Origin of the sequence: Candidatus Poriferisocius sp., from assembly GCF_965219815.1 — a bacterium.
Lineage (GTDB): Bacteria > Actinomycetota > Acidimicrobiia > Acidimicrobiales > Bin134 > Poriferisocius.
On the sequence record NZ_OZ244791.1, the window covers coordinates 973,762 to 996,449 of the forward strand.

18 protein-coding genes are annotated in these 22,688 nt (G+C 65.0%); 10 read left to right on the plus strand and 8 right to left on the minus strand.

The annotated features are described in order from the left end of the window. Positions 1 to 82 precede the first annotated feature (82 nt). The 3 genes from ACOQPI_RS04755 to ACOQPI_RS04765 all read left to right on the plus strand — a co-directional run bounded on the left by ACOQPI_RS04755 (position 83) and on the right by ACOQPI_RS04765 (position 2,080). On the plus strand, positions 83 to 493 hold the full coding sequence (locus ACOQPI_RS04755; RefSeq protein ID WP_420618549.1) for a hypothetical protein: 411 nt from the start codon (positions 83 to 85) through the stop codon (positions 491 to 493). 184 nt (positions 494 to 677) lie between these two features. Further along, positions 678 to 917, plus strand: coding sequence for a hypothetical protein (locus ACOQPI_RS04760; RefSeq protein ID WP_420618550.1), 240 nt, complete (start codon positions 678 to 680; stop codon positions 915 to 917). A gap of 206 nt (positions 918 to 1,123) precedes the next feature. Next, positions 1,124 to 2,080 carry a DUF2806 domain-containing protein gene (locus ACOQPI_RS04765; RefSeq protein WP_420618551.1) on the plus strand — a complete coding sequence of 319 codons (957 nt, stop codon included), beginning with the start codon at positions 1,124 to 1,126 and terminating at the stop codon, positions 2,078 to 2,080. Positions 2,081 to 2,142: 62 nt separating this feature from the next. Here the strand turns inward: ACOQPI_RS04765 and ACOQPI_RS04770 are convergent, their stop codons facing one another. The 5 genes from ACOQPI_RS04770 to drmA form a co-directional block, all read right to left on the minus strand. Next, entirely contained in the window at positions 2,143 to 2,499 is a 357-nt protein-coding gene (locus tag ACOQPI_RS04770; RefSeq protein ID WP_420618552.1) for a hypothetical protein, read from the minus strand. 183 nt (positions 2,500 to 2,682) lie between these two features. Next, a complete protein-coding gene (locus tag ACOQPI_RS04775; RefSeq protein WP_420618553.1) occupies positions 2,683 to 3,495 on the minus strand; it encodes a hypothetical protein in 813 nt (270 codons plus the stop codon). Between the two features lie 416 nt (positions 3,496 to 3,911). Beyond that, the gene (drmC, locus tag ACOQPI_RS04780; protein WP_420618554.1) at positions 3,912 to 4,703 is read right to left on the minus strand and encodes a DISARM system phospholipase D-like protein DrmC; all 792 of its coding nucleotides are present in this window, start codon (positions 4,701 to 4,703) and stop codon (positions 3,912 to 3,914) included. 4 nt (positions 4,704 to 4,707) lie between these two features. After that, positions 4,708 to 6,498, minus strand: a complete 1,791-nt coding sequence (drmB, locus tag ACOQPI_RS04785; protein ID WP_420618555.1) for a DrmB family protein — start codon at positions 6,496 to 6,498, stop codon at positions 4,708 to 4,710. Continuing rightward, positions 6,495 to 9,065, minus strand: coding sequence for a DISARM system helicase DrmA (gene drmA, locus ACOQPI_RS04790; RefSeq protein WP_420618556.1), 2,571 nt, complete (start codon positions 9,063 to 9,065; stop codon positions 6,495 to 6,497). Before drmA ends, drmB begins: the two co-directional genes overlap by 4 nt. Before the next feature lie 90 nt (positions 9,066 to 9,155). Here drmA and ACOQPI_RS04795 point away from each other — a divergent pair, with 90 nt between their 5' ends. Continuing rightward, complete coding sequence (locus ACOQPI_RS04795) at positions 9,156 to 10,136, plus strand: IS481 family transposase (protein WP_420618557.1); 981 nt, start codon at positions 9,156 to 9,158, stop codon at positions 10,134 to 10,136. 196 nt (positions 10,137 to 10,332) lie between these two features. On the opposite strand, the gene pucD is transcribed toward ACOQPI_RS04795, so the two are convergent. From pucD to ACOQPI_RS04810, 3 genes are read right to left on the minus strand one after another with little or no spacing between them, the layout of a single operon-like run. After that, positions 10,333 to 12,684: a xanthine dehydrogenase subunit D gene (gene pucD / locus ACOQPI_RS04800; protein WP_420618558.1), complete on the minus strand. Its 2,352-nt coding sequence runs from the start codon at positions 12,682 to 12,684 to the stop codon at positions 10,333 to 10,335. Beyond that, entirely contained in the window at positions 12,681 to 13,163 is a 483-nt protein-coding gene (locus ACOQPI_RS04805) for a (2Fe-2S)-binding protein (protein ID WP_420618559.1), read from the minus strand. Before ACOQPI_RS04805 ends, pucD begins: the two co-directional genes overlap by 4 nt. Then, a complete protein-coding gene (locus tag ACOQPI_RS04810) occupies positions 13,156 to 14,022 on the minus strand; it encodes an FAD binding domain-containing protein (protein ID WP_420618560.1) in 867 nt (288 codons plus the stop codon). The genes ACOQPI_RS04805 and ACOQPI_RS04810 overlap by 8 nt, the downstream gene beginning before the upstream one ends. 159 nt (positions 14,023 to 14,181) lie before the next feature. Between ACOQPI_RS04810 and ACOQPI_RS04815 the strand changes: the two genes are divergently transcribed. The 6 genes from ACOQPI_RS04815 to ACOQPI_RS04840 are packed head-to-tail and all read left to right on the plus strand — an operon-like array spanning position 14,182 to position 22,687. Beyond that, complete coding sequence (locus ACOQPI_RS04815) at positions 14,182 to 15,504, plus strand: Zn-dependent hydrolase (protein WP_420618561.1); 1,323 nt, start codon at positions 14,182 to 14,184, stop codon at positions 15,502 to 15,504. Then, positions 15,501 to 16,562, plus strand: coding sequence for an N-carbamoyl-D-amino-acid hydrolase (locus tag ACOQPI_RS04820; RefSeq protein WP_420618562.1), 1,062 nt, complete (start codon positions 15,501 to 15,503; stop codon positions 16,560 to 16,562). Before ACOQPI_RS04815 ends, ACOQPI_RS04820 begins: the two co-directional genes overlap by 4 nt. 2 nt (positions 16,563 to 16,564) lie before the next feature. Next, positions 16,565 to 19,120, plus strand: a complete 2,556-nt coding sequence (locus tag ACOQPI_RS04825) for a molybdopterin cofactor-binding domain-containing protein (RefSeq protein ID WP_420618563.1) — start codon at positions 16,565 to 16,567, stop codon at positions 19,118 to 19,120. Continuing rightward, on the plus strand, positions 19,117 to 20,166 hold the full coding sequence (locus ACOQPI_RS04830; RefSeq protein ID WP_420618564.1) for an amidohydrolase family protein: 1,050 nt from the start codon (positions 19,117 to 19,119) through the stop codon (positions 20,164 to 20,166). The genes ACOQPI_RS04825 and ACOQPI_RS04830 overlap by 4 nt, the downstream gene beginning before the upstream one ends. Beyond that, positions 20,163 to 21,164 (plus strand): LLM class flavin-dependent oxidoreductase, encoded by a 1,002-nt coding sequence (locus ACOQPI_RS04835; RefSeq protein ID WP_420618565.1) that lies wholly within the window; start codon positions 20,163 to 20,165, stop codon positions 21,162 to 21,164. Before ACOQPI_RS04830 ends, ACOQPI_RS04835 begins: the two co-directional genes overlap by 4 nt. 50 nt (positions 21,165 to 21,214) lie before the next feature. Further along, positions 21,215 to 22,687, plus strand: coding sequence for an acyl-CoA carboxylase subunit beta (locus tag ACOQPI_RS04840; protein ID WP_420618566.1), 1,473 nt, complete (start codon positions 21,215 to 21,217; stop codon positions 22,685 to 22,687). Position 22,688 lies beyond the last annotated feature (1 nt).

The window sequence follows — 22,688 nt, forward strand, 5'->3', positions numbered from 1 at the left end:
CAAAGCGGCAGCCTCCCAATTCCCACCAAGACCGGCGCGCTGGCCCGAAAGGAGTTGTCATCGTGCTCGGTAAAATCGGTCCATGACCGCAGACGTCGAAATTGAATCGTGGGAGGACGTGAAGACTGCCTTCCTCAAAGGAGAGTTGTCCCAAGATGAGGCAGGCAAACTCCTGATGGATTGGGAGATTGCATTCCCCGATGTGGATGACTGGGATGAGCTTTGGGGACCGGACAGACGTTTCGAGCTCGTAGCTACGGGAGCGAGCAACCAGGACATAGTTGACGACATCAAGGCCCGGTACGAGGCCAACAAGGAGTGGGCGCACAAGTACTCGGATTGGGAGGCTTACCCGTGGGCCGAGCACGAGTACCCAATCGTTGATGATGAAGCACACGAGATGAACATCGCCCTGTTGCGCTTTGTGGAAGGGTTCTCCAGCGCCATTGGCCAAATGTCCACTACCTCGGATGTCTTCGTAGAGCGGTGGTAAACACACGCGCCATCCGAATCGGCCACATAAGTGGGGTGAGCCCCCTTGGACAGTGAGGCGATAAACGGCCGGAAAAAAGGTGGGCTTTGAACGAGTCCTTGGGTGGTCGCCCTTGCGGGTGTTGCTGTGTGGGGCCTTCGCGTTTGGCAGTGCACTGTTGTCCTCTGGGGCGCTGCTGCGGTTTGTGAGCTCGTTCACGACCACCGCGAACTGGGACGACCCCATCCCAATCGACGCTTCAAACAGCCTCATAATCGTGCTGGGCGTCGGAGGCGTTCTCTATGCCTTCGCAACCGAGTGCTGGCGCGCATGTGAGAGGGGTGAGCGAGGCCGGTGGCGGACTAGGGGAATACAGGCCTTCGTTGCCACCGTGGTGTTGGTGTGGGTTGTGGTGATAGGGATTGCCGTTGAGGTGGTGTGGTGAGCTGCAACGGGTACCTTGCGATCGAGCTGGCGATGACTCGAATATCTCGACCGTGTGAAATCCGGAGCACATCACAGGCTTCGAGAAACACGCATAGGTTCATCCCAATCTGGATCGCGCTGCACTGCGCGATACGCAACGCGTTCTCGACAGGCCGCGGGCAACCAGATTCCACCCTCGAATCGAGCTAATACCAGGAGGAGAACATGGGATTAGTCATCAAACTGCCTGCGGGAGAGAAGCTGGTTGAGTACTTCCTGAGCGGGGTAGCCGACCCGATGCTGGCTGTATGGAGAGCGAAGAGGTTCGCGAAGGCGCGAGAAATCGAAGCCGAGAGCCACGCTGATACAGCAGCGATGCTGCAGTCTTATGGAATCTTCCCGTATGAACTAGATGCGTCTTTTGAGTACGACATCACAATCGGACAAGATATCGAGCAGAGATTGAAGTTGCAAGAGAACAAACGCCAGCGAAATATCGGGTCCGTTGTCTATAAGGCTTCTGAACTCCTATCTGATGTCGGAGATGTTCCCGACCAAGAACCGGACCACGATTGGACAGCTAGATTCTTCAACGAAGTACAAGACGTGTCCTCTGAGGAGATGCAGGTGTTGTGGGCCAAAGTGCTGGCGGGAGAGGTTGAAAAGCCCGGCAGCACTTCCCTTCGAACTCTGGACATATTGAGGAAAATCAATAAGGATACGGCCAAACTATTCGAGCGGCTATGTTCCGTTAGTTGTTCCATCATAGCTAAGCCCAGTAACATTGTGGATTGCAGAGCAATTTCCTTTGGAAAGCACCCAGGAGAGAATCCGCTGAAGGAATTCGGCCTATCCTTTGCTAATCTCAATGCACTGAATGAGCATGGCCTAGTGATACCAGAATATAATTCTTGGATTGCCTATAACTTTTGTATCGCCGAGGATTACCGGGTGGATGCGCCATTTCGCTTTCAATCGAGTTTCTGGGGACTGAAACCTCTAGAAGGATTCGAGCCCGTGGACGAATTCAGGATGAAAGGAGTGGCGCTTTCAATTGCTGGAAAGGAATTGTCCCAGGCTGTTGGTATCCATGCTGTACCCGAATATGACACGGCGCTTAGAGCCTACTTTGAGTCACTGAATCTTGAGATGGTCGAAGTGGCCGGTTACAACCCGTGGTAAAGCCGAGCACTCCATGTCTAAGTCATGTTAATGGATCCCGAGATCGCAAGTTAGGACATTGTTCAGTTGAGCAGTTCAAGATCGGCGTCTTCCATTGCCTTGACAATGAGATCGCGCGTCTTGTGGACGCTGTGATCTGCGCGGAAGACTTTGCTGACATTTCGATGCTCGATTCCTGGCGCTCCTTTGTCGTCAACCTTCGTTCTGGCCGAGACCAAAACCAGTGTTTCGCCGCTGTTAGTGTCAGGATTCAGTCCCTGTCCATCAAGGGCTGCGGCAACTTTGTCGAGTAAGGCGTCGAATCCGTCGAAGGCGTCCTGATCGCTGCCAAAGCTGAGGGCGACATCAAGGGTTTCCGGCCCAAGGCGGTTCTCGTCTGGAGCCGGCCCAGAGACGCTGAATGTGATTCTCTCCATCATGCTCCCACGTTACTGGCGGGATGTGACACTTTGGGTTCGCCGGTGCGGAGATTCCGTGTTGGCGTCGTTCGGCTATAGACACATACAGGCTCGAAGAGGCTCTGGTAGACCTATCCTGACAGTGCGCAGGGTCTAGTGTGGTCTGCGTTTCGCGATTCGTCGGGACTGCGTACTGTTTAGGCGCTACTGATTGTCTTCTGTGTCTTCTTCGTCAGGGAATTCCATTTCGGGCCAGTTTGCGCGAATCAGAGTCCCATCGGGATACCTACCGTCATCCGCACCATCAAGATCCTGAGACAAACTCCCAAGTAACTCAGATAGCTGAGGGCCAAGATTTGCATCAGGAGCTGATACAAGGTCAACGATGCGCTGGTGCAGACCGATTCTGACATCAGCACCTGCTAGGTCGAGGACAAGGTAATCGCCGGACTCTTCTACTCCATCTTCAGTGTTGCCGACAAGGTTCCTGAAGCGTTGATACCATGAAGCCCTAATGGCATCCCAATTTGTCTCAAGAAAGTCAATCATTGGAAAATCGAGATCTTCATCATCTAACCAATAGCTATTGGGGCACTCTTGGCGTCGCCATATCACGTACTCGGCCACCTCCAAGTCCATGGCACGTCCGGCATCGATGGGCGAGGTGACACAAAGAAATAAGCGCGTACTAGATGGAAACTTTGCTTGCCCTCCTCCCGTCAGTTGCAAGTAACTATCTCTGACAATCTTGGCAGTATGGGTTCCGTAACCTTGCGGAGCCAGACCAAGACGTCCTTTCCGTCCTTTCGCTTCTGTCAGAATATGTGTTCCTGTGGGAGTGACACTGCCGATATCAGGTCGAGTTTTAGACGGGATACCGAAACCCTGTTTGTTGTCTATAGCGTCAATGTTATAATGCTCTCTACAAGCATGAACCTTCGAGAGGAACGCAGTTGCCATCGCAATCCCGAAATCTTCTGAGAGATTTCTCCTTGCCGAACCGTGGTGCGATTTCATGATCGAATGGCCACTCAGCGAGCGTTTCGCTCCCGGTTTTACTACCGCTCGAATCCGTAGGAGATTAGATTTGAGCAGCTTTCGTTCTCGATTCGATTCTCGAATCTTTGGGTGCCCGAGGATCCGTGTGATGCAGTTGCCCGTGATCGCTCGTGCCAAGTCGTGGGTAGTGACCGGCAATTGACTCTGGTCTTTTCCGCTCGGCCATGTGTGGCCACATAGTCCACAGGCCTCGTACTCGGTGAGGTGGACACGATAATTCATGATGGGTCGCTTTTCGGAGAATACGCCAACGGTAGCCCCACCTTACTGCAGCAACTAAGCCCAAACATCAGGGTCTGCTATTGGAGAAGGGCATCACAACCTGCCATTCGTATAGAGCTGATGGCTGCCGAATTGCAGCTGGCCTGAAGGAGCTAGGCGGAGGGAAGAGGGCGGAGCAGTTTGGTGTCGATGAGGGTTTGGAAGTGCGTCGTGATGCTGGCGGCGAGTCTGCGGTCTCGTGTGAGCAGGCCTAGTTCGATGTTTCGGTCGAAGGCTGCTTCGGTGAGGTTGGCCGAGGTGATGAAGACGGATTCATCGTCGACTACGAGAGCCTTGGCGTGCAGTACGCCGGTGGGTCCGTCTAGTTCGAGGGAGCGGGGGTCGTAGTAGACATCGGGTCTGGTGGCGCCTGGCCAGTCGGTTCCCCAGAATCGGTCGGCGAATCGGCGCACTAGGTGTTCGGGATCGGTGGTGTCGCCTCTGGTGCGTTGGATGTTCAACAGCAGGGCGACGCGAAGATCCGCCATGGTTTCTAGGCGGTGGGCGAGATCGGCGAAGGCTCGGGGTCCGTCGAAGTAGGCGTAGGTGCTGATCCACACGGAGAGCTGGGCGTTGCGGAGGAGTTCTTCATACACCCGGCTGGTGTCCCGTGCATGGAGTCCCAATACCTCGGGACCGGACCACACCAAATCGATCGCCGGGGCGCTGTCGATTGCCTGCTCTATGGTGCGGATCCACCCCGAGGCAGCTTTGCCTCGGATGCCTAGCCTCGCTAGCGCTTCGAGGTCGGATGTGATCTGTTCTGCTCCATGGCGCAATCCCAGCACTGACTCGAGTGTGATAGGGGTCGGTGTCTCGGGCAGCAGCCCATTCTCGAGGGCTGCGGCGAGACGTCGGCGAATGTGTGCCGGTATGGTCGTGATGTGGGCGCCTGGGGCGGTCACGTTCTCAGGGTGCTTGGAAGTAGGCGGCGTCTGGGAGTCCGAGCACGGGCACTACGAGGGCGCGGTCGAGGTAGTCGTTGCGCATCTCGCAGGAGGTCTCTGCGATCAGGGCACAGCCGTGACAGGCGGCGCCGTGCAGCCAGCGCTGCTCGAATCCTTCGCTGGCTGCGTGCTGGGCGCAGATCGGGTCGTTGGAGCACAGCAGCCCGGATTCGAGTGCGTGGGAGAGGTGTTCTTCTAGATGGCGTGCTTGCTGGACTAGGCCGCCGAGGGTTCCCTCGGCATCGGGGCTGCCTGTGTAGAGCAGCAGCCCATATTCTCCGTTTTCGACGTAGACGCGTTCTTTGATGGAGCTAGCGGGGTAACCGCATCGCATAGACAGGGATCCGATCAGCAGGTGCGCGAGCGTGTGCAGCATGATGTAGGGCCCGCCTGGGAACGGACGTTGCCTGCGTCGGTCACGCTGCCAGGCTTCGTGCTGGTGTAGCAGCGCGTCGATCCGCTGCGCTACCGCGGGGCGTCCCAACCATGCATCTATTGCTGCGTGGTCAAGGTGGACGAATATGCCTTCCCCGCGGTTTTCTACTGCTGGGAACCAGCGGGGTTCCTCGGCGATATCGGCGCGTTCGACGTCGGTGCTGTACTGGCCATGAATGTCCCTAGCTTCGGCTTCGAGGCGAGTGAAGCCAATTAGAGCCTGTACTTCGCGAAGCCGGTGAAGTTGGATGACAGATTCGATTCCACCGCTGACGCTTGAGTCCGGTTTGCGCCAGGCAGACTCGGGTAAGCGCCTGGCGTGGAAGTTGGGATTAACGGGTACGTCCTCGCCATAACCTTCCGGGGCGGCCAACAGTGCGTCGATTTCTGCTTCCTTCACTGACCGTTCCGTGGTGCGGCCCTGCTTGTACTCCTCAATAGCCTTGAGCACCTCGTCGTCGGAAAAGGGTTCGAGCTTCTCAGTAATTTCGGATTTCTTCTTTATGAATTCGAGTTCAATCTGGCTGTCCACGATTGCGAGATCAGCCCGAAGCTCGTAGACGACACGTTCGACGGCGCTTCCTCTGTCGGGAAGCGATAGGGCGCTGACCACTTGGGCGAAGTAGGCGTTCGACGCTGTGCGGATCAGAAGTCGGCTCGGCTGGCTGCACTCCTCGTCGGTGTCGAGTCCCAGCCACGGCCGCTTCCCCCGGCAAATTCCCAGAGGAATCTGGCCGATCTCAGTAGCTTCGTAGAGCCGGCGAGACTCGCCGCACTCGCAGCGCACGATGAGGTCGGAAAGGTCGCCGCTAGTGCCCTGCTCATTCAAGGTGAGTTGGCGGTTGCAGCGTTCGCCGTTTCTGTGGACGAATCCGACCCAGTCAAGGTCGTCGACATGTCCCCGGGGGCAAGCCCGCACGAAGCGTGTCGGCACCACAGGTATGCCTTCGTAGCGGTTTCTCTCGAGCGCCTTGCGATGCACCAACCGGCGGGATCTCTGATTGGAGCCGTCAGTCTTGGTGTCGGGTTCTTGGACGATGAACCACTCTGGGAAGGTCCACGCTCCGATGCCGCGACCTTCGGCCCACGGGTCTGAGGGCTGCGGCGGCGGCGCGTACATGCGGGGAGCCTTCACCTCTGTGATGGCTTGCAAAAGCCTCGAAAGCCTCGAATCCTCAATCTCATCGAGTTTGTCGGTGGTGGGCCAGGTTTCTAGACCGGCGACGATTGCGGCGTAGTTGGGCAAGTCGATCAAAGCACCGGGACCGTAGGTTGTTATCACCTGGCTTTGGCGCACCTGCCCGTGGCCGCGGTTCATTGGCTGTCGGACTTCCGCGAGTCGGTGATGGGATGAATGTAGATGTTGATCTCCGGTTCTACATCGCGCAACGATCGGTTGGCGCGAAACTTGCGGTGGTGAGGTGACTCGAATTCTTCTTCGAGCATCTCCCGGAGCAGGGGTTTGCCCACCGTCGGCTCGTATTGTTGGTACTTGACCGCGGTGTTGGCACCCTTGTAGTCGTCTACAACAGCGATCCAGGAGTCCAGCAGGTCGACAATGCGCGACCGGACGCTTTGCAGACGCACTGACCGCTCGCCGTCGTTGGCAAAGGGCTGTTGGTTCACCCTCTCGGCGAAGAAACCGACTAGCGCCTGCTCAATGTCAGTCCGGACGGCCTCTAGCGATTCGGGTCCGTTTTGCGGGGTCAGTGAATGCTCAGAGTGGCGAGCCAGGCCGACGAGCGCCCCGGCGAGACCGCGGTCGAGAGCTCGTGCTGAGAACGGGGTGACGCTCGACACCTCCACAGAGCGGTAAAAGGTCTCGTGGTAGTTGCGGAACCTCTCGTAGTGGGAGCGGTCCCGAGGTTTGTGGACATTCAGCAATGTGACCACCAGACCGGGTCGTTCGTTGCTGCGCCCCACCCGGCTAGTCGCCTGTATGTACTCCGCGTGGGTCTTGGGCTGGCCCAGCACGACCATCAATCCGAGCCGGGGGATGTCAAGGCCCACAGAAATCATGTTCGTGGCGAGAGCGCTGTCCACCCGGTCTGATTCGTGAGCGCCGCTGTTCAGCCGGTGCCGGGCTTGCGCCACCTTGGCTGTGGATACCCGCGAGGTAAGTTCCACCACGTCGGAAAACGTGTTTCGGTCTCTGAACAGGCCACGGGCCTCACCGATGCGGCGGCGATCGCCCAGCGCCTTGACAGTGGTGCGGACTTCTTCTTCGAGTATCCGGCGTGCCCCGCCGAGTTCGCGAAGGCTGTTGAAGTAGCCGAGCACAGTCATGTAAGGATCGGCGGGGTTGTCATGGTTCTGGTGACCGCCGTGATCCCGATAGGCCCGCTCAGCGGCGCCCATGAGCGCCAGCAACACTCGCCGCATCAACACCTTAGGGTTGCGCCCCGGTGCAGCAACCCCCAAATACAACCGGCCTGGCACTTCTTCGGGGTCCACGACTTTCGCGAAGAATGAATCACGCCTGTCTGGGCCGGGAGGGGGGAACACCTGAGTGGTCGGCCGGGCGAACAGCGCTTGAATCTGTTCTTGAGCCTGGCGCACCGTCGCCGTGGAGGCCACTATCTTGGGGCGGATTCGACGCTCAGAGCCGTCCTCGGGTTGGGCGATCAGCGCTTCGATGGCGGTCTCGTACAGGCCCACCATGGTCCCCAGCGGTCCCGAGATTAGATGCAGTTCGTCTTGAATGACCAGATCGGGGCCCGCTAGCGGCTGGCCCAGCAGTTGGCCGCTACCGGGCTCGGCGGGACCGTAGAAGCCATGAGCGTCGTGCCTCCCAGCGCCGCCCAATAGTGCTCCAGTTTGCGCAGTAAATGGCAGCGAAGCGAACTTGTCCACAGTGGCTATTACAAATGCTGGCAGCCGCCGGTAGATTGGCTCGTCCACTGCAAGGATCGGCAGTGGACGATCTCCGCTGAAGTCGCACTCAAAATTGGCGCATGTGATTCGAAGCTCGCTGGGCCGGTCATCGTCAGGCCACAGCACAAATGACGCTGGCTCGAAGCTGTGCCCACACCAAGGGCAGGACTCCAATGGCACTGGTAGCGCATTGTTGGGGTTTGACTTGAAAGCACGAGTCTTCGACCGGGCGGTGTCTTGGCGGCCGTCGCCTTTGCTGCCCATCATGTTGGGGGTAGCGGCTCGGCCGACCCACAAGCCGATCTCGAAAGGCCAAGTGCCGTACTTGTCAGGATCGGAGCAGCGTTCAAGCTCAAGTGCGCACACCAGCCCCGATGCCCGCGTCAGCTGGTCGAGGGTGAGCAGGCGAAGCGTGTAGCGCATGATCACTACCACCCCCGCCCCCTGCAAGCGTTCTTCGTCGGGGCTGCGAAGGCGGCGCAGCACGATCGCGAACGCTGCCAAACCCAGATATGCCTCGGTCTTGCCGCCGCCGGTTGGGAAGAACAGCAGATCGACGATTTCGCGCTGTGAGCCTTCGGGATCGACCAGCCCGGGGATGTTCAACAAAATGAAAGCCAACTGGAATGCCCGCCAACTGGGCCCTTCGTCTGGAACCTCAGCATCGGACCGCTGGCGCAGCGCACTTGCCACAGCCCGATTGGCAACACGGAAGGCGTCGAGAGCGTCGGGATCGTCGGCTAGCGCCTCGATGCCGCTGTCGATGCGGTCGGCCGCTATGCCCGCACGCCTCAACAGTTCTTCAGCCGTCGCTAGGTGCGGGCCGCTTAGCAGTTCGAGCCCGGCCTGCTGCCCGCTAATCCATGACCGGTAGTGAGCTGTCAGCGGGTTCAGAGCCTCCCTGGCGGCTGTGTCGTCTTCAAGCTGGCCAAGAGCGTCCATCGAAAGCACAGCTTCGGGTACCGGCGAGGTCTCGGTTTTGGCGACTGTTGCGCTAGGTGTAATGCCCATGGACCTTGTTGACGGTTCGGGTCCTTTGATGGGTTGAGCCTCCGTGGCAGTGTGGGTCTGTTGTGATCCCGGACTGCGAACGGAGGCTCAGTGAACGACAGTAGTGCAGCGACGGCTCGGAGGGGTGCGCCGCGTCCGCGGTTGTCGCCGCATTCGAGGCTGGTGATGGTCGAGCGGGTGGCCGCCGGCCAGTCGATGACGGCGGTGGCGGCCCAGATGGGCTGTTCGCGCCAGACGGTGGACAAGTGGGTGCGCCGGTACGAGGCCGAGGGGCCAGCCGGTTTGGCGGACCGCTCCAGCCGGCCCCGCTCGTCTCCGGCGAAGACCCCTGATCGAATCGAGCAGAAGATCTGCCGGCTGCGGCGCAACAAGCGGCTGGGGCCGCAGCGTCTGGCCGCCCGGGTGGGGGTGCCTGCTTCGACGGTGCACCGGGTGCTGTGCCGCCACGGCCTGAACCGCCTCGGCTGGATCGACCGTCCGACCGGCCAGCGGGTGCGCCGCTACGAGAAGGCCCACCCCGGCGAGTTGGTCCACATCGACGTGAAGAAGGTCGCCAAGGTGCCCCCGGGCGGCGGGTGGCGGGTCCACGGCAGGGGCTCCCCCAAGGCCAAGCGCAAACGCCGCCTCGGGTACACGTACCTGCACGTCGCCGTCGACGACCACAGCCGCGTCGCCTACGTCGAGGCGCACGACAACGAGCGCGGCGACACCGCCGCAGCGTTCTGGCGCAACGCCCGCTGCTGGTTCAACAAGCTCAACGTCGGCATCGACGCGGTCATGACCGACAACGGCCGCAACTTCACCTCCAAGGCCTTCGCCGACGCGCTCGCCCAAAACCGCACCGAACACCGGCGCACCCGACCCTACCGGCCCCAGACCAACGGCAAAGTCGAGCGGTTCAACCGGACCCTCGCAGACGAGTTCCTCTACAACTACAAATTCAGATCAGAGTCCGACCGCCGACGCCGACTCCAGACCTGGGTCCACAACTACAATCTCCACAGGCACCACACCGCCATCAACGGCACACCAGCCAGCCGCGTCAACAACCTCTATGAACATTACAACTAGGCAAATGCGATGCCTGCGCTCACTCTACTTTGTCCTGGATTTATGGGGGACATGAGGGAGGACACGCCACCACCCGATATCGAGCAACCTCCGATCCTCCTCAGGATGGAGCCGTGACAGTGTAACGAACACATGAGTCAATGGGCACAAGAGGTCCCGCGGTCCCAAAGCAATAAGGTTGCTTGTGGGAATCAGCTCAACCCAGGGCGATGTCGGCGGGGCGGATGGGGATTCTGGGGAGGGGTAGGCCGGTGGCGGCTCTTACGGCGGCGGCTACTGCGGCGGAGGAGGAGATGGTGGGGGGTTCGCCTATGCCTTTGGCGCCGTAGGGGGCGTTGGGTTCGGGTTCTTCTACCCAGGCGGCGATGGTTACGTCGGGCATGTCGAGGGTGGTGGGGATTACGTAGTCGGTGAAGGAGGCGTTGCGGACTAGGCCGCTGTCGAGGACGATTTCTTCCATTAGGGCTAGGCCTACGCCTTGGGCGGTGCCGCCTTCGATCTGGCCTACTGCCTGGGTGGGGTTGAGGATGCGGCCTACGTCTTGGGCGGTGGTGATGTCGCGCACCCGCACCAGGCCCAGGTCGGGGTCTACGTCGGCGACCACTCGGTGGGCGGCACAGGCGAATGAGACGTGGGCGTTGCCCTGGCCGTTTTCGTCGAGTGCCTCGGTGGGGGCGTGGTGGTATTCCACGTCGGCCTCGTAGCCGGAGCCGGCGGTGATCTGGGCCAGCAGTGCTTCCTGCTGGCCGTCTAGCGACACCACCAGGCCGTCGCGCAGCACCATGCCGTCGGGGGACACTCCCCAGTCGGCGGCCACGTCGGCCAGAATCTGGTCGCGCACGGCCCGGCAGGCGGCCTGCACCGCCCCGCCCGACATCCAGGTTTGGCGGCTGGCCGACGACGACCCGGCCGAGCCGATGGTGGCGGTTTGGGCCGGGGCCAAGATCACCTCGTCCACCCCCAGCTCAGTGCGGGCGATCTGCTGGGCCAGGGTCACGAACCCCTGGCCTACCTCGGCACACGCGCAGGTCACAGTGGCCACCCCGTCGGCCACCCGGCAGGCCGCGGATGAGTAGTCGTCGTAGCCCTCGGAGAACATCAGGTTCTTGAACCCCACGGCGAAGCCGGTTCCCCGCACGGTGTCGGCAGCGTCGGTGGTGCGGCCCGAGCCTCCCGGCAGGTCGCGCCGGTCGTCGCTGGGGGGGATGTCCGGGGCAGGAGCCCCAGCGCACTGGCGGATCACCTCGGCCACCGGGAACGTGCCGGTGATCACCTGCCCGGTGATGAGCCGGTCGCCGGAGTCCAGGGCGTTGATCAGCCTCAGCTCCACCGGGTCCATCCCCAGCGCAGCGGCCAGCTTGTCCATCTGCGACTCGTGGGCGAAGCAGGTCTGCACCGCGCCGAAGCCCCGCATGGCCCCGCACGGCGGGTTGTTGGTGCGGGCCGCCAAGCCCACGATGTGGGCGGCGGGCACCTTGTAGGGGCCAGCCGCGAAGCAGGAGGCGTTGGCGATGACCGCCGATGAGGTGGAGGCATAGGCCCCGCCGTCGAGCACGATGCGGGCCTCCACCTTCACCAGCCGCCCGTCGCCATCGGCGTGGTGGCGGTACCACATCTTGGCCGGGTGGCGGTGCACATGGCCGAAGAACGACTCGTCTCGGCTGTAGACCATCTTCACCGGCTTGCCGGTGTGCAGGGCCAAAAGGCACAGGTGGATCTGCAACGACAGGTCCTCTCGGGCGCCGAACGCCCCGCCCACCCCGGCCAGGGTGAGGCGCACCTGCTCCTCGTCGATCCCCAGGCACGCCGCAATCTGCTCCCGGTCGACGTGCAGCCATTGGGTGGAGATGAACAGCTCCACGCCGCCGCCGTCGTCGTCGGGCAGGGCCAGGCCCGACTCAGGGCCCATGAAGGCCTGGTCCTGCATGCCCACCTCATAGGTCCCCTCCACCACCACCTCGCCGGTTGCATCCAGGTCGCCGTGGCGGATGATCAGCTCTCTGATCACGTTGCCGTCGGGGTGGATGGGCGCCGCATCCGGTGCGGCCTCGGGGTCGGTGAGGGGGTCGGTTACCTCGTAGTCCACCACGATGGCCTCGGCGGCCCGGCGGGCGATGTCGGGGTGGTCGGCGGCCACCAATGCCACCGGCTCTCCCACATATCGGACCTGGCCGTTGGCAAGGGCCGGCTGATCGCCATGCTCCAACCCATAAGTGATGCACCCGGGCACATCGTCGGCCAACAAAACGGCGTGGACCCCGGCGGTGGCCAGCGCCGGGCCGATGTCGATGTCCAGGATGCGGGCCGAGGCGTGGGGCGAGCGCAGGGTGTGGCCCCACAAGAAGTCGTCGGCCCACAAGTCGGACGAGAAGGCAAACCGGCCCTGCACCTTGGGCACCCCGTCGGGGCGGCCCACGTCGGCGCCCACCCCGCGGATGCCGGCGTCGACGATGCCAGCCGTGGCGTTGGCCGCGGCGCTGCCGGCTGCGGTGGTATTGGCCGCGCTGGAGTTGGCTGGCCCTGTGGTCGTGACTGGCTCAGCGGTCATGACCCGCTCCGCTTGGTGGCGGCGGCTGAGTGGACGGCGGCCAGGATGCGGCCGTAGCCGGTGCAGCGGCACAGGTTGCCCGACAGGGCCTCTCGCACGTCGCCGTCGCTGGGTTCGGGGTTGGCCTCTAACAGGTCGTGGACGGCCACGATCAGCCCCGGCGTGCAGAAGCCGCACTGCACCGCGCCCTCGTGTACGAACGCCTCTTGCACCACCGACAATTCGTCGCGCCCGTCGCCCAGGCCCTCCACGGTGGTGATCTCCTGGCCCGCGGCGGTGGCGGCCAGCACCAGGCACGAGCAGGTGAGCACGCCGTCGATCAGCACGGCGCACGAGCTGCACTCGCCCTCGGTGCAGGCGTTCTTGGTGCCGGTAAGCCCGAGGCGCTCCCGGAGCACGAACAGAAGGCTCTCGGCCAGATCGGAGTCGGCCACCTCGCAGTCCACCCCGTTCACCCGCAGCGAATAGGGATCAGGCATCGCGGTTGCCTCCTGGGGCGAACGCCCGCTTGAGGGCCCGGGTGGCCAGCACCGCCACCGCGTGGCGCCGGTAGGCGGCGGTGGAGCGGTGGTCGTCGATGGGAGAGGCGGCGGCGGCCACCCGCGAGCCGAACTCGTCGGCCACGGCATCATCCACAGAAGCGCCGTTTTCCCAGTCGATCCGCTCGGCCACCCAGGCCTCGGCCTCCCGCGCCCGGGGGATGCCGGCGGCCACCGCGCCCAGCGCGCAGCGCACGGTGCGGGCGTCGTGGTCGGCCACCAGGGCCAGCCCGGCCATGGAGATCACCATGGCGTTGCGGGGTCCGATCTTCAAGAACTCTTGGCGCCCCCTCGGCCGGTCCAACTCGGCGGCCACGATCAGCTCGCCGGGCCGCAGGCTCGTTCGCTTCACCCCGACCACGAAGTCGTTCAGGCCCATCCGCCGCTCCCCGTCAGGCCCCACAACCACGATCTCGGCATTGAGCGCGGCCAGCACCGGCAGCGTGTCGCCCGCCGGCGAGGCGGTGCCCAGGTTGCCCCCCAGGGTTCCGGCGTTGCGGATGGGCGGCGATCCCACCGTGCGGGCGGCCTGGGCCAGGGCGGGGGCGGCGTCGGCCAGCGCCGTGGTCATCATCTCGGTGTAGGTGACCCCGGCGCCCACCACCACCCGGTTGTCGGCCACGCTCCAGCGGCGCAGATCGGGCACCTGGGCCACGCCCACCACATGGCGGGGACGGCGCAGTCCCCGGTTGATCTCCACCATGAGATCGGTGCCCCCGGCCAGCACGGTGGCGTCAGGCTGGCTGGCCAAGGCCTCCCGCGCCTCATCGAGGCTTCGGGCCACCACCACATCGCTCATCGCAGCGCCCTCGTCTGGGCCTCTGAGGCAGGGCGGAAACCGCGCCGGGCACGCAATCGGTTGAAACTCACAGCAGGTAAAATCTATTCGCTAAACGCCTTTCTCGTAAGGAGAGTTGGCAATTGCGGGGTACCCCGCTGGCGAAATCTCTGGCAAAATATGTCTTCTGTGGCTACTGATATCAGCGTCGATGGTCAGGGCCTGAGCGACCGCCTGGCCGCTTTGGCCTCGATAGGCGAAATCGAGGGCACCGACGGTGCCTGCCGGTTGGCTTTGACCGACGAGGACCGGGACGGCCGCGACCTCGTGGTCACCTGGATGCGGGACCTCGGCATGGAGATCAGCATCGACGGCATCGGCAACGTGGTGGGCACGCTGGCCGGGGCCGAGCCGGGGCCGCCGGTGATGTGCGGCAGCCACATCGACACCGTGCGCACCGGCGGGCGCTACGACGGCAACCTGGGCGTTTTGGCCGGCTTGCAGGTGGTGGAGGCGGTGCAGCGGGCCGGCATCACCACCCGCCGCCCCCTGGCGGTGGGGTTCTTCACCGATGAGGAGGGCTCCCGGTTCCCGCCCGACATGCTGGGCAGCCTGGTGTACACCGGCGAGATGCCCCTGGAGGAGGCGCTCGACATCGTGGGCACCGATGGCGCAGTGGTGGGCGAAGAGCTCGACCGCATCGGCTACCGGGGCCCGGCCCCGTGCCCGTCGCCTGCGCCCCATGCCTTTGTCGAATTGCACATCGAGCAGGGCCCGATCCTCGACACCGAAGGCATCGTGATCGGCGCGGTCACCGGGGTGCAGGGCATCAGCTGGACCGAGATCACCGTGGCCGGCCAGTCGAACCATGCCGGCACCACCCCCATGGACATGCGCCACGACGCCGGATGGGCCGCCACCCGCATCGCGGTGTTCGTACACGAGCTGGCCGAGGAGTTCGGCCCCCCGCAGGTGTGCACCGTGGGGCGGGTGGAGCTGCACCCCAACCTGGTGAACGTGGTGGCCTCCGATGCGGTGCTCACCGTGGACATGCGCAACACCGACGACGATCTGTTGACCGAGGCTGAGAACCGGCTGACCGCCTTCCTGGAAGAGCTGGCCGCCGAGTCCGGCACCGGGATCACCTGGCGGCGCCTGGCCCGGTTCGCCCCGGTGGAGTTCGACCCCGAGATGATCCGCCTAGTGGAGCGGGCCGCCGCCGATTTGGGCTTCAGCCACCGCCGGCTGTGCTCGGGGGCGGGCCACGACGCCCAGATGTTCGCCCCGGTGTGCCCCACCTCGATGGTGTTCGTGCCCTCCTGGGAGGGCATCAGCCACAACCCCTTCGAGCACACCGAGCCCGAGCATCTGGAAGCAGGCGCCAACGTGATGCTGCGGGTGATGCTGGAGCTGGCCGAGATCGCCGAGGCTTCCGAAGGGCAGGCCACCGCGGGGACCACCGCCGGGGCCACCGCCGAAGAAACCGCGGGGGCAACGGCATGAGCGCCAACAACGACAAAACGCTCACCACCCACCTGGAGAGCGACCCCGCCGACGAGCGGGTGTCGCGCCTGAGTAGCAACCTGCGCGAGATCACCGTGGGGGCGGCCCAGCTCGGCCCCATCGCCCGCGACGAGACCCGGGCCGAGGTGGTGGAGCGGCTGCTGGCGCTGCTGCACGAGGGCCACAAGCAGGGCTGCGATCTGGTGGTGTACCCCGAGATGGCGCTGACCACGTTCTTCCCCCGGTGGTGGATCGACGACGTCGACGAGCTGAACAGCTTCTATGAGACCGAGATGCCCTCGCCGGAGGTCAAGCCGCTGTTCGACGAGGCGGCCAGCCTGGGCATCGGCTTCTGTCTGGGCTATGCCGAGCTCACCCCCGACGGCCACCGCTACAACACCTATCTATTGGTAGACGGCGAGGGCAACGAGGTGGCCAAGTTCCGCAAGGTCCACATCCCCGGCCACGAGAAACACGAGCCCCAGCGCCCCTTCCAGCACCTGGAGCGGGCCTACTTCGAGCCCGCCTCCGAGACGTTCCGCACCTGGACGGCGTTTCGGGGCGAGATCGGCCTGGCCCTGTGCAACGACCGGCGCTGGCCCGAGACCTACCGGGTGATGGGACTGGCCGACGTGGAGATGATCCTGATCGGCTATAACACCCCTATCCACTACTACCCCGATCCGTCGCAGGACTTTTTGGCCGGATTCCACAGCCGCCTGGTGATGCAGGCCGGCGCCTACCAGAACGGCACGTTCGTGGTGGGCGTGGCCAAGGGAGGCGAGGAGGAGGGCGTGGAGAGCCTGGCCGAGAGCTGCATCATCGGCCCCTCCGGCGAGGTGCTGGCCCAGGCCGCCACCGACGGCGACGAATTGGTGGTGGCCACCTGCAACCTCAACTGGTGCGCGGCCTACAAGAACACGCTGTACGACTTCAGCCGCTACCGCCGCCCGGAGATGTACAAGTCGATATCCGAGGAGATGCCGGTCATTTTTGAGAAGCCATACGTAGAGGGGGCGCCGATCATCGGCGAGGCGCCCCCAACCCTGGGGGGTTAGCCATGACAACGCTCACCATCAACGGTCAATCGGTGACCATCAAAGGCGATCACGAGCACCTGCTGGCCGCACTGCGCGACGAGCTGGGCATCATGTCGCCCAAAGACGGGTGCTCGCCCAGCGGCCAGTGCGGCTGCTGCGCCGTGCTGGTGGACGGGCGCGCCCGCGTGGCCTGCCAGACGTCGCTGGAGCGCTCGGCCGGCTGCGAGGTGCTGACCCTGGAAGGGGTGTCGGACGAGGAGCGGGCCCGCATGGCCGACGTGTTCGCCGCCTGCGGGGCGCTTCAGTGCGGGTTCTGCACTCCGGGCATTCTCATTCGGACGAAGTCGCTGGTGGACCGCAAGGGCTCGGAGCTCACCCGCGAGGAGGCCTCCCGGCACCTGGGCGGCCACCTGTGCCGCTGCACCGGCTACACCAAGATCCTGGATGCGGTGGAGGCGCTGGCCCAAGGCGAGATGCCCGAGGCCGAGGTGCCCGGCGGCGTGGGCAGCCGGGGCATCAAGTACGAGGCCCGGGAGCTGGCCCTGGGCGACCGCGATTACATCGACGACCTGCGCCCCGAGGGGCTGCTGCACGCCGCGCTGCACCTGTCGGAGCACGCCCGGGCCGACATCGTGCGCATCGACACCTCAGCGGCCGAGGCCATCGACGGCGTGGCCGCGGTGTACACCGGCGCCGATGTGCCCGGCGAGATGCGGGTGGGGATCATCCACACCGACTGGCCGGTGTTCATCCCAGAGGGGGGCCGCACCTCCTATGTGGGCGACGTGCTGGCCATCGTGGTGGCCGAGGATCGGGCCACCGCCCGCCGGGCCGCCGAGGCCATACAGGTGACCTATGAGGTCCACACCCCGATCACCGACCCGGTGGCCGCGGTGACCAACGGCTGCGACGACGCGGTGTGGGAGCTCGACGGCAATGTGCTGTCGCGCTCGGTGTACGCCCGGGGCGACGTGGACGCCGCTCTGGCGGCCAGCGCCCACACCATTCACGAGGTGTTCCAAACCCAGCGCATCGAGCACGCCTTCTTGGAGCCCGAGTCCACCCTGGCGGTGCCCACCGACGACGGCGGCCTGCACGTGTACTCCGGGGGCCAGGGGGTGTGGGACGACCGCGACCAGATGGCCTCGGTGCTGGGGATCGACCCCCAGAAGATCACCGTGGAGCTGGTGAGCAACGGCGGGGCGTTCGGCGGCAAAGAGGACATGGCCAACCAGGCCCAGACCGCGCTGGCCGCCTGGCTGCTGGGCCGCCCGGTGCTGTGCACGGTTTCTCGGGAGGAGTCGCTGCGGATGCATCCCAAGCGCCATCCCATCCGCATCGAGGTGTGGGCCGGCTGCGATGCCGAGGGCAAGCTCACCGCGCTGCGGGCCCGGATGGTGGGCGACTCCGGCCCCTATGCCTCGGTGGGCATGAAGGTGCTGGAGCGGGCCGCGGGCCACGCCAGCGGCCCCTACACGCTGCCCAACATCGACGTGGAGGCGGTGGCCGCCCGCACCAACAACCCGGTGTGCGGGGCCTTTCGGGGCTTCGGGGCCAACCAGGCCCAGTTCGCCATGGAGGGCGTGATGGACCGCCTGGCCGAGGCGGTGGGCATCGACGGCTGGGAGATGCGGTCGCGCAACGCGGTTTCCCCCGGCGCCATCTGGGGGCCGGGACAGATCATGGACGACGGCTCTTTGGGGGCCCGCGCCTGTTTGGAGGCAGTTAAACCGGCCTGGGACGAGGCTCGGGCCGCGGGCAAGTCGGTCGGCTTGGGGCTCGGCCTCAAGAACTCCGGGCTGGGCAACGGCTTCAAGGAGATCGCCAAGGCGGTGGTGCGCTTCGACGACGACTACCACGAGGGCGGCGAGGTGGAGGTGCGCCACTGCTGGACCGAGATGGGCCAGGGCATCCACACCGTGGCCCAGCAGGTGGCGGTGACCGAACTGGGGGTGAGCGCCGATCGGGTGCGGGTGGTGGTGGACACCACTTACGAGCTGGGCGCCGGACAGACCACCGGCAGCCGGGGCACGCTGATGGGCGCCGGCTCGGTGGCCGATGCCTGCCAGGCCGCCCTGGCCGACGGGTGCCAGCCCGGCGTGGACTACTTCGGCGAGTACCGGGTGGACTGGACCAACAAGCTCTCCGACGGCGTGGAGAACCCCATCATCCACTCCACCTTCGGCTACGCCGCCCAGATGGTGGTGCTCGACGACGAGGGCGCGGTGGAGCGGGTTGTGGCCGCCCACGACGTGGGCAAGGCGGTGAACCCGCTTCTGTGCGAGGGCCAGATCGAGGGGGCCGTCCACATGGGGCTGGGCTATGCCCTCACCGAGGACTTCCCCGCCGATGAGAACGGGTGGCCCACCAACATGACCCTCAAGTCGCTGGGCATCCTGCGGCCCAAGGACATGCCCCCGGTGGACGTGATCCTGGTGGAGTCGCCCCAGCCCGGTGCCCCCTACGGCATCAAAGGCGTGGGGGAGATCGGCCTGGTGCCCACCGCCGGGGCGGTGGCCGCCGCGCTGCGGGCCCACAGCGGAACGTGGCACAGCAGCCTGCCCATGGGGGAGTGAGGCACTCCTTGCCCGGCACGACGCCCGGGCTGGTCTGCGCCCACCATCACCTGTATTCCGCACTGGCCCGGGGGATGCCCGCCCCGCCCCGCACGCCCACCGGCTTCACCGACATCTTGGAGCTGATCTGGTGGCGGCTCGACCGGGCGCTCGATCTGGACATCATCGAGTGGTCGGCCAAGCTGGGGGCGCTGGAGGCGCTGGAGTCGGGCTGCACCGCCATCATCGACCACCACGAGTCGCCCAACGCCATCGAGGGCTCGCTTCAGACCATCGCCGATGCCTGCGCCGAGGTGGGGGTGCGGATCAGCTGCGCCTACGGGGTGACCGACCGCCACGGCGCCGAAGGGGCCCGGCGGGGCCTGGCCGAGAATGAGCAGTTTTTGCGGGCCGGGGGCCGGGGCATGGTCGGGGTCCACGCCGCCTTCACCTGCACCGACGACACGCTGGAAGCCGCCGCCGGCCTGGCTGCCGATTTGGGCACCGGAGTGCACATCCACGTGGCCGAGGGTCCGGTGGACGCCCCGGCCGCCGAGCGGCTGGAGCGCTGGAGCACCGACGAGTGGCTGCTGATCCACGGGGTGCATCTGCCCGATGACCACCAGCTCAAAGGCACCCTGGTCCACAACCCCCGGTCCAACATGAACAACGCGGTGGGCTACGCCCGGCCCATCCGGTTCGCCAACCCCGTGGCGCTGGGCACCGACGGCATCGGGGCCGACATGCTCGAGGAGTTCCGGGTGGCCTACGCCCGCCACCGGGAAAACGACGTGACCGCCACCCCCGACACCGCGTGGGAGTGGCTGGCCCAGGGCTGGGAGCTGTTCCCCGAGGCCCGCGACGACACTGTTAGCTGGAGCTACGACCCCATCGACCCGTGGCGGCTGGCGTTCACCCCCGGTGTGCGGGCCACCGACGTGGTGGTGAACGGCGAGACTCTGCTGGCCGATGGCACAGCCACCCGGGTGGACCCCGATGAGATCCGGGCCAAGGCCGCCGAGGCCGCCAACCGACTGTTCGCAAAATTGGAGGAGATCGACCCATGAGCTCATATCCGGTGGCTATGTACCTGCAAGACGCCCACTCGGTGGCCGAGGCCATCGAGTATGTGCAATACGCCGAGCAGAAGGGGTTCGAGGCCGTGTGGCAGGCCGACTCCCGGCTGGTGCGCGAGGCCACCGTGCCCATGGCCGCCTTCGCCGCCTCCACAGACACCATCAAGGTGGGCAGCGGGGTGCTCGACATGTGGACCCGCAACCCGGCCCGCCTCGCCGCCACGTTCTCCACCCTCGACGACCTGGCACCGGGGCGCATCCTGTGCGGGCTCGGGGCGTGGTGGGAGCCGCTGGCCAGCAAGGTGGGCGTGGACCGCCGCCGCCCGCTGAGGGCCATGCGAGAGGTGGTTGAGGTAGTGCGGGCGCTGTTGGCCGACCAGAACGTGACCTACGACGGCGATTACGTGCAGCTCGAAGACGTGGAGCTCGACTACGTACACCAGCCCCGCCGCCCCAAAGACGTGCCCATCTACATCGGGGCCACCGGGATGAAGATGATGGAGCTCACCGGCGAGATCGCCGACGGCGTGGTGCTCAACTACCTGGTGTCGCCCGACTACAACCGCCGGGCCATGGACGCCCTGGCCGAGGGCGCGGCCCGAGCCGGTCGAACGGTGGACGACCTGGATCGCCCCCAGCTCGTGGTGTGCTCGCTGGCCGAAGACCGGGCCGAGGCGCTGGACGCCGCCCGCCTGCTGGTGACCCAGTACCTGGGCCAGCAGCCCCACATCATGGCCGCTTCCGGCGTGCCCGACTCGCTGCTGGAGCAGGTCAACGCCGTGCTCACCTGGCCCGCCACCATGGAGCAGGTGGAGGCGGCCTCCAAGCTGGTGCCCGACGACATCGTGCAGATGCTGTGTGCGGCGGGCACCGCCGATGAATGTCGGGAAAAGGTGGACGAGTACGTGGCCAACGGGGCCACCTGCCCCATCCTCTACCCCCTGGGCCCTGACGTGCGGGCCATGATCGACGCCTTCTCCCCAGCCTGACGGCGCTCCGCCGAGGCCCGGTCGCCTGGGGTGGGCATAGGATCAGGGCCGTGAGCCAAGGGAGCGGGAACCGGGAGGAGTGGAAGCCCTGGCTGGAGGAGCTCGACCGGCGGCGCACTGAGGGCGCGGCCATGGGCGGCCCCGAGCGGGTGGAGAAGTACATGCACTCGCGGGGCAAGCTGGACGTGCGCCAGCGCATCGAGCGGCTGTTCGACCCCGGCACCTTCCGGGAGATCGGCTCGCTGGTGGGCACCCTGGAAGACATCCCCTCCGACGGCTTCGTGTGCGGCTACGGCCACATCGACGGCCGCACGGTGCTGGCCGGGGCCGAAGACTTCACCGTGCTGGGCGGGTCGATCGGCGCGGGCAACACCGCCAAGCGCTACCGGGTGGCCGAGCTGGCCGCCCAGGAGGGCCTCCCGCTGGTCACCATGCTGGAAGGCGCCGGCCACCGGCTCACCGACACCGGGGGCAGCCGCTCGCCCGGCGACCTCCAGGCCTACGCCGACCTGAACGGCCAGGTGCCCATGGTGTGTGTGGTGATGGGGGCCTCCGCGGGCCACGGCGCGCTGGCCGCCCCCCTCAGCGACTTCGTGATCATGACCTCGTACGCCTCCATGTTCACCGGCGGCCCGCCCCTGGTGAAGGCGGCCACCGGTGAGGACGTGACCAAAGAGGAGCTGGGCGGCGCCGACGTGTGTACCCGCATCGCCGGCTCGGCCCACAACGAGGCGCACGACGACGAGGAAGCCATCGACATGGCCCGCCTCTACCTGTCGTACTTCCCCCAGAGGGCGGGCCAGCCGTCGCCCCGCGCCAGCGGCCCCGACACCGAGCCGCGGGTGGTGGAGGAGCTGCTCGACATCATCCCCCCCAACGACCGCCGCCCCTACGACATGCACCAGGTGATTCACCACATTGTGGACCGCGACAGCTTCTTTGAGATCCAGCCCGCCTACGGCCCGGCCATCATCATCGGCTTGGCCCGTTTCGGCGGCCGGCCCACCATGATCGTGGCCAACAACCCGGCCTACCTGGCTGGCTCAGTGGACGCGGCGGCGGCCATTAAGGCCACCGACTTCCTAGAGGTGATCGGCAACTACGACCACCCGGTGCTGTTTTTGGCCGACAACCCCGGCGTGATGGCCGGCACCAAGGCCGAGCGGGAGGGCATCTTGAAGTGGGGCGGCAAGATGTACAAGGCCGAGCGCCGCCTCTCCAACCCCAAGATCGAGATCACCATGCGCAAGGCGTTCGGCTTCGGCTCGGTGGTGATGGCCCAGAACCCCTTCGACAACCAGACCCAGTCGTTCTCCCTGCCCAGCGTGAATATGGCCGCCATGCCCGCCGATGCCGGCGGCCGCTCAGCCAAGCTCGACGCCGAGACCCAAGCCCAAGTAGAACGCGAGCAGCGCTCCGGCCCCTACCGCCTAGCCGGCCGCCTCGGCAGCGACGACGTGATCGACCCCCGAGAAATGCGCAACGCCATCCTCAACGCCCTGATGCTGGCCGAGAACCGCTAGC